The organism is Micromonospora sp. NPDC052213 (genome assembly GCF_040679695.1).
Lineage (GTDB): Bacteria > Actinomycetota > Actinomycetes > Mycobacteriales > Micromonosporaceae > Micromonospora.
The window spans coordinates 1-6,020 of the sequence record NZ_JBFAVI010000266.1; the positions used below are offsets into that span (position 1 = coordinate 1).

The following is a 6,020-nucleotide window of genomic DNA, read 5'->3' on the forward strand; positions in this document are numbered from 1 at the left end:
GTTACAATCCCCACCCCGCAACCTACCCCACCCCCCGCCTTGGGAACTCCCCGGGGGTGGGTGTGGGTTTGTCGCACACCGCGGCAAAATAATCCCAGGCGCGGCCCCCCCCACCGGGGCCGCCCCTCGACTGCGTAGCGCCATAGGTGGCGCAATGAGGAAGGATGTACCTGTGAGTTCAGGATCGCAGGGCGGAGATCGTCCCCGTCGCTACGAAGACCGGGCGGGCGGGCGCGAGGGCGCCCCGCGCCGCGACGACCGGCCGTCGTACCGGGATGACCGGGGCGGGCAGCGCGGCGGATACGCCGGCGGCGACCGCCGCGAAGGCGGGTACCGGTCTGGTTCCCGTGATGGCGACTTCCGCGCGGCCGGCGCCCCCCGTCGTGACGGCGCCGAGCGCCAGGGTGGTTTCCGGGGCGAGCGTGGCGGTGAGCGCCGCGAGGGCGGATTCCGTTCGGGCCCGCCGCGCGAGGGTGGCTTCCGCCGGGACGCTGGCGACCGTGAGGGTGGCTTCCGCGGTGGGGATCGCCGTGAGGGCGGTTTCCGTGGCGGTGACCGTGAGGGCTTCCGTGGCGGTGAGCGTCGCGAAGGTGGTTTCCGTGGTGGCGACAGGCCCGGCGGTGGTTTCCGTGGTGGTGACCGTGAGGGCGGTTTCCGCGGTGGCGAGCGTCGCGAGGGCGGCTTCCGTGGTGGTGACCGTGAGGGCGGTTTCCGCGGTGGCGAGCGTCGCGAGGGCGGCTTCCGTGGTGGTGACCGCGAGGGTGGCTTCCGCGGTGGCGACCGCCGTGAGGGTGGCGACAGGCCCGGCGGTGGTTTCCGTGGTGGTGACCGTGAGGGCGGTTTCCGCGGCGGCGACCGCCGTGAGGGTGGCGACAGGCCCGGCGGTGGCTTCCGTGGTGGTGACCGTGAGGGCGGTTTCCGCGGTGGCGAGCGTCGTGAGGGTGGCTTCCGCGGCGGCGACCGCCGTGAGGGTGGCGACAGGCCCGGCGGTGGCTTCCGTGGCGGTGACCGTGAGGGTGGCTTCCGCGGTGGCGAGCGTCGCGAAGGCGGTTTCCGTGGCGGTGACCGTGAGGGTGGCTTCCGCGGTGGCGAGCGTCGCGAAGGCGGTTTCCGTGGCGGTGACCGTCGCGAGGGTGGCTTCCGTGGCGGTGACCGCGAGGGTGGCTTCCGCGGTGGCGAGCGTCGCGAAGGCGGTTTCCGTGGCGGTGACCGTCGCGAGGGCGGCTTCCGTGGCGGTGACCGCGAAGGTGGCTTCCGTGGTGGCGACCGCCGTGAGGGTGGCGACAGGCCCGGCGGTGGTTTCCGTAGTGGTGACCGTGAGGGCGGCTTCCGTGGTGGCGAGCGTCGCGAAGGCGGGTTCCGTCGTGAGGGCGGCGAGCGCCAGGGCGGTGGCTTCCGTGGTGGTGACCGTGAGGGCTTCCGCGGTGGCGAGCGTCGCGAAGGCGGGTTCCGTCGTGAGGGCGGCGAGCGTCGCGAGGGTGGCTTCCGTGGTGGTGACCGCGAGGGCGGCTTCCGTGGTGGCGAGCGTCGCGAAGGCGGGTTCCGCCGTGAGGGCGGCGAGCGCCAGGGCGGCGGCTTCCGTGGCGGTGACCGTGAGGGCTTCCGCGGCGGTGAGCGTCGCGAAGGCGGGTTCCGTCGTGAGGGCGGCGAGCGTCGCGAGGGTGGCTTCCGTGGCGGTGACCGTGAGGGCTTCCGCGGCGGTGAGCGTCGCGAAGGCGGTTTCCGTGGCGGTGACCGTGAGGGCTTCCGCGGCGGTGAGCGTCGCGAAGGCGGTTTCCGTGGCGGTGACCGTGAGGGTGGCTTCCGCGGCGGTGAGCGCCGTGAGGGCGGTTTCCGGGGTGGCGAGCGCCGCGACGAGCGGCGGGAGCGACCGGAGGCGGAGGGGGAGCGTACCCAGGCTCCCGCGCTGCCCGACGAGATCGTCGCCACCGACCTCGACAAGGACGTCCGGGCCGAGCTGCTGTCGCTGGCCAAGCCGGTCGCCGAGACGGTCGCCCGTCACCTGGTGGCCACGGGTCAGCTGATCGACGAGGACCCGGCGGAGGCGCTGGCGCACGCGCTGGCCGCCCGTCGGCTGGCGTCCCGGATCGCCGCCGTCCGTGAGGCGGTGGGCCTGGCCGCGTACCACGCGGGGGAGTGGCAGACCGCGATCGCGGAGCTGCGCACGTACCACCGGATGACCGGGCTGCAGAGCCACCTGGCGGTGCTCGCGGACTGCGAGCGGGCGCTGGGCCGGGCGGAGCGGGCGATCGACCTGTTCCGTGGCGCGGACCGGGAGAAGCTGGACCAGGCCGTGGCGATCGAGCTGCTGATCGTGGCGGCCGGCGCGCGCGGCGACCTCGGCCAGAAGGACGCCGCGGTGGCCATGCTCCAGGTTCCCGAGCTGACCGTCGAGGCGGCCGAGCCGTGGACGGCCCGGCTGCGCTACGCGTACGCCGACGCGCTGCTCGCGGTCGGTCGCCGCGAGGAGGCCCGCGAGTGGTTCTCTCGGGCGGCCGACGCGGACACCGAGGGCGAGACCGACGCCGCCGAGCGCCTGCTGGAGCTCGACGGTGTGGTGATCGAGGGCGACGAGGAGGACGAGGAGTCCGCCGAGGCGATCGCCGCCGGTCCTGGCGCCCCGGGTGCGGTGCCGGCCCGTCCGGATGCCGACCTCACCGGCGACGCCGAGCGCGACGACGACGGGCGACGGGACGAGGCCGGGACCGCCGACGAGCGGGACGAGGCCGGGAGCGCGGACGTGCCGACGGACGACCTGGCCGACGACGAGCTGACCGACGACGAGGCGCGCGCTGTCGCGGCCGGCCCCGCCGCCGACGGCACCGGGACCGACGCCGCCGACGCCGCCACCCGTGGTGAGTCGGCCGGCACCGGCGAGTCGGACGCCCCGCAGCGATGACGGGGGACGCCGGGGAGCGGCTGGTCGACGGGTACGCCCTGGTCGTGTTCGACCTGGACGGGGTGATCTATCTGATCGACCGGCCGATCCCCGGCGCCGTCGAGGCGGTCGGCCAACTGCACGCCGAGGGGCGGCGCGTCGCGTTCGCGACCAACAACGCCTCACGCCGTTCCAGCGAGGTGGCCGACCTGCTCACCGGGATCGGCGTTCCCGCCCGGCCGGAGGAGGTGCTCACCTCCGCGGCGGCCGCCGCCGAGCTGCTCCGCGACCGGCTGCCCCCCGGCGCCGCGGTGCTGGTGGTCGGCGCCGAGGCACTGCGGGCCGAGGTCCGCGCCGCCGGGCTGACGCCCGTGTCCCGGGCCGACGAGTCGCCGGTCGCCGTCGTGCAGGGGTACGGGCCGCAGGTCGGCTGGGTGGACCTGGCCGAGGCGTCGGTGGCCGTACGCGGCGGGGCGACCTGGATCGCCACCAACACCGACCGGACGCTGCCCAGCGCTCGGGGACCGCTACCGGGCAACGGCGCGCTGGTCGCCGCGCTGCGGACCGCGCTCGGGCGGGATCCCGACGTGGTCGTCGGCAAGCCCGAGCCGGCGCTGTTCGCCACCGCGGCCCGCCGCGCCGGCGAGGGCCGGGCGCTGGTGGTCGGCGACCGGCTGGACACCGACATCGAGGGCGCCCGGCGGGCGGGCCTGGACAGCCTGCTGGTGTTCACCGGTGTCAGCGACGTGGCCGAGCTGCTCGCCGCCCCGCCGGAGCACCGGCCGACGTACGTTGCGATGGACCTCGCCGGGCTCTTCGACCCGGCGGCGGTGGTGCGGGTCCCGGGCCCGGCGGACGGGTGGTCGGTGACGTCGCGGGACGGCGCGCTGGAGTTGTCCGGGGCGGGCCGTCCGCTGGACGCCGTGGCGGCGCTGTGCGCGGCGGCCTGGACCGGGGACGCGACGCGGGTGCGTGCCGGCTCGGCGGCGGCCGGGCAGGTGCTGACCGCGTTCGGCCTGTCCGCCTGAACGGTCCCGCCCTCCCGGCCCGAACACCCCCGGCCCGGTTCTACCCGGCGGTCGGGCTGCCCCGGCCGGGGCTCGGCGCAGGCTGCCTCGGCCGCGGCTCAGAGCAGCTTGCGCAGCTTCATCAGGTCGAGCGGGTTCGCCTTGATCGACACTCGCCGGGACGTGACCGCGCGGGTGACATCGAGTTCACCGCGGACCAACGCGAGCAGGTCGTCGCTGCTCGTGCTCAGCGCGATCTTCGCCTTCGGGTCGTCGCCGTCGACCAGGTCGACCAGGCGGCCGTCGGCGAGCCGGCCGTGGAAGGCCGTGTCCAGGTCCGTGATCCGGCAGGCCAGCGTGCGGTCCAGGTCGATCCGTTCCCGCACCGTCTCCGCGTTACGGTCCAGCCGGGCGGCCAGCTCCTGCAACGCCTGCCGGCACTCGTCCACGCTGGCCACTGTCGCCCCCTCGCCGTTCGCCACGCCGTCCCCGGCACCGTACCGCACGGGGCGTCGCGGGGTGCCCGGTAGCGTGACACCTGCACACCCCCGCCCCGCGGAAGGACTCAGGCATGCAGGACGCGTGGCGCGCCTACCTCGAGCTGGCCATGGGCCTGACGGAGGCGCCCCGGAAGAAGGCCCAGGACGCGGTGCGCCGCCTCGTCGGCTCGGGCGGGGCGACCGCCGGCCAGTTGCAGGCGCTCGCCGAGGAACTCGTCTCCACCGGCGCGGCGAATCGGGAGGCGCTGACCAAGCTGGTCCGGTTCGAGGTCGACCGGGCCCTCGGCGCGGTGGGGCTCGCCACCGCCGACGAGGTCGCCGAGCTGACCCGCCGGGTGCACGAGCTGGAGCGCCAGCTCCGGGAGGCCAGGACCCCCGCGGCCCCCGCCACCCCGTCGGCGGCCCCGGGCGCCGCCGAGCCGGCCGCGCCCCCCACGGCCGGTCCGGGCACGCCCGTCGCGACGCAGGCGGTGGCCAAGAAGGCCGTGGCCAAGAAGGCGGTCGCGAAGAAGGCCGTGGCCAAGAAGGCGGTGGCGAAGCGGGCGCCGTCGGCCGTCGCCCCGGCCGAGGGTGGCAACGTCGAGCAGGTCCCGACGCCGAAGTCCCAGGGCGTCGACGTCGAGCAGGTTCAGCCGGCGAAGGCCCAGGGCGCCGACGCCGGGCCGGCCCGGCCGGTGAAGAACGCGTCCGCCCGCAGGCAGCAGCCGGGCGGCGAGGCGTGATCCGCCCCGCGGCCGGGAGCGGGTCGTGACCGGCCCCCACCGTCCCGGCCCGCCGCCGGGTGCCCGTCCCGGCCCGCCGCCCGCTGTCCGGCCGGGCCCCACACCCGGACCGCGCCCCGGGCCGCCGCGACCCGAGCCGCTCGACGACCTCGACGAGGCGCGCCACCCCGCCGTCGACGCCGCCGTGCGCGCGATGGCCAACGCCGCGACGCTCGCCCCGGCCGACCAGATCGCGCAGTACGAGGCGGCGTACGAGACGCTGCGGGAAACCCTCGCCACCATCGACCAGGCCTGACCGGACCGGAGAAGAACCACGCATGGCACGTCGTAACCGGCTGGACGCCGAACTCGTCCGCCGCGGCCTGGCCCGCTCCCGGGAGCAGGCCGCCGCGCTGGTGGAGGCCGGCCGGGTCCAGCTGCGCGGGGTGCCCGCCCGCAAGCCCGCCGGGATGGTCGACCCCGCCGACCCGCTGCTGGTCACGGGCGAGGACCCCAGCTCCGAGTACGTCTCCCGGGGCGGGCACAAACTGGCCGGCGCGCTGACCGCCTTCGCCCCCGGCGGGTTGACCGTTGCCGGCCGGCGCTGCCTGGACGCGGGCGCCTCCACCGGCGGCTTCACCGACGTGCTGCTGCGCGCCGACGCGGCCGAGGTGGTGGCCGTCGACGTCGGCTACGGGCAGCTCGCCTGGCCGCTGCGCAACGATCCCCGGGTGCGGGTCTTCGAGCGCACCAACGTCCGTACGCTCACTCCGGAGGCCATCGGGGGGCCGGTCGACCTCACGGTCGCCGACCTGTCGTTCATCTCGCTGCGGCTGGTGCTGCCGGCGCTGGCCGGCTGCACCCGGCCCGACGGCGACCTCGCGCTGATGGTGAAGCCGCAGTTCGAGGTCGGCGAGGAGCGGGTCGGCGCCGG

At 76.2% G+C, this 6,020-nt stretch carries 7 protein-coding genes; 5 read left to right on the plus strand and 2 right to left on the minus strand.

What is annotated here, in order from left to right:
- Window positions 1–178: 178 nt before the first annotated feature.
- Complete coding sequence (locus tag AB0L34_RS32450; protein WP_363709347.1) at window positions 179–2,056, minus strand: hypothetical protein; 1,878 nt, start codon at window positions 2,054–2,056, stop codon at window positions 179–181.
- Here AB0L34_RS32450 and AB0L34_RS32455 point away from each other — a divergent pair.
- Both AB0L34_RS32455 and AB0L34_RS32460 read left to right on the plus strand, forming a co-directional pair.
- The gene (locus tag AB0L34_RS32455; protein WP_363709343.1) at window positions 1,967–2,899 is read left to right on the plus strand and encodes a Replicase polyprotein 1ab; all 933 of its coding nucleotides are present in this window, start codon (window positions 1,967–1,969) and stop codon (window positions 2,897–2,899) included. The two genes, AB0L34_RS32450 and AB0L34_RS32455, sit on opposite strands and share 90 nt — an antisense overlap.
- On the plus strand, window positions 2,896–3,906 hold the full coding sequence (locus tag AB0L34_RS32460; RefSeq protein ID WP_363709335.1) for an HAD-IIA family hydrolase: 1,011 nt from the start codon (window positions 2,896–2,898) through the stop codon (window positions 3,904–3,906). The genes AB0L34_RS32455 and AB0L34_RS32460 overlap by 4 nt, the downstream gene beginning before the upstream one ends.
- Window positions 3,907–4,004: 98 nt before the next feature.
- Here the strand turns inward: AB0L34_RS32460 and AB0L34_RS32465 are convergent, their stop codons facing one another.
- Window positions 4,005–4,343 (minus strand): SCP2 sterol-binding domain-containing protein, encoded by a 339-nt coding sequence (locus AB0L34_RS32465; RefSeq protein ID WP_363709345.1) that lies wholly within the window; start codon window positions 4,341–4,343, stop codon window positions 4,005–4,007.
- Window positions 4,344–4,456: 113 nt separating this feature from the next.
- Here AB0L34_RS32465 and AB0L34_RS32470 point away from each other — a divergent pair, with 113 nt between their 5' ends.
- The 3 genes from AB0L34_RS32470 to AB0L34_RS32480 form a co-directional block, all read left to right on the plus strand.
- A complete protein-coding gene (locus AB0L34_RS32470; RefSeq protein WP_363709337.1) occupies window positions 4,457–5,107 on the plus strand; it encodes a hypothetical protein in 651 nt (216 codons plus the stop codon).
- Window positions 5,108–5,132: 25 nt separating this feature from the next.
- A complete protein-coding gene (locus AB0L34_RS32475) occupies window positions 5,133–5,402 on the plus strand; it encodes a hypothetical protein (RefSeq protein ID WP_363709339.1) in 270 nt (89 codons plus the stop codon).
- A gap of 22 nt (window positions 5,403–5,424) precedes the next feature.
- The coding region (locus AB0L34_RS32480) for a TlyA family RNA methyltransferase (protein WP_363709341.1) at window positions 5,425–6,020 on the plus strand (596 nt) is incomplete at its 3' end.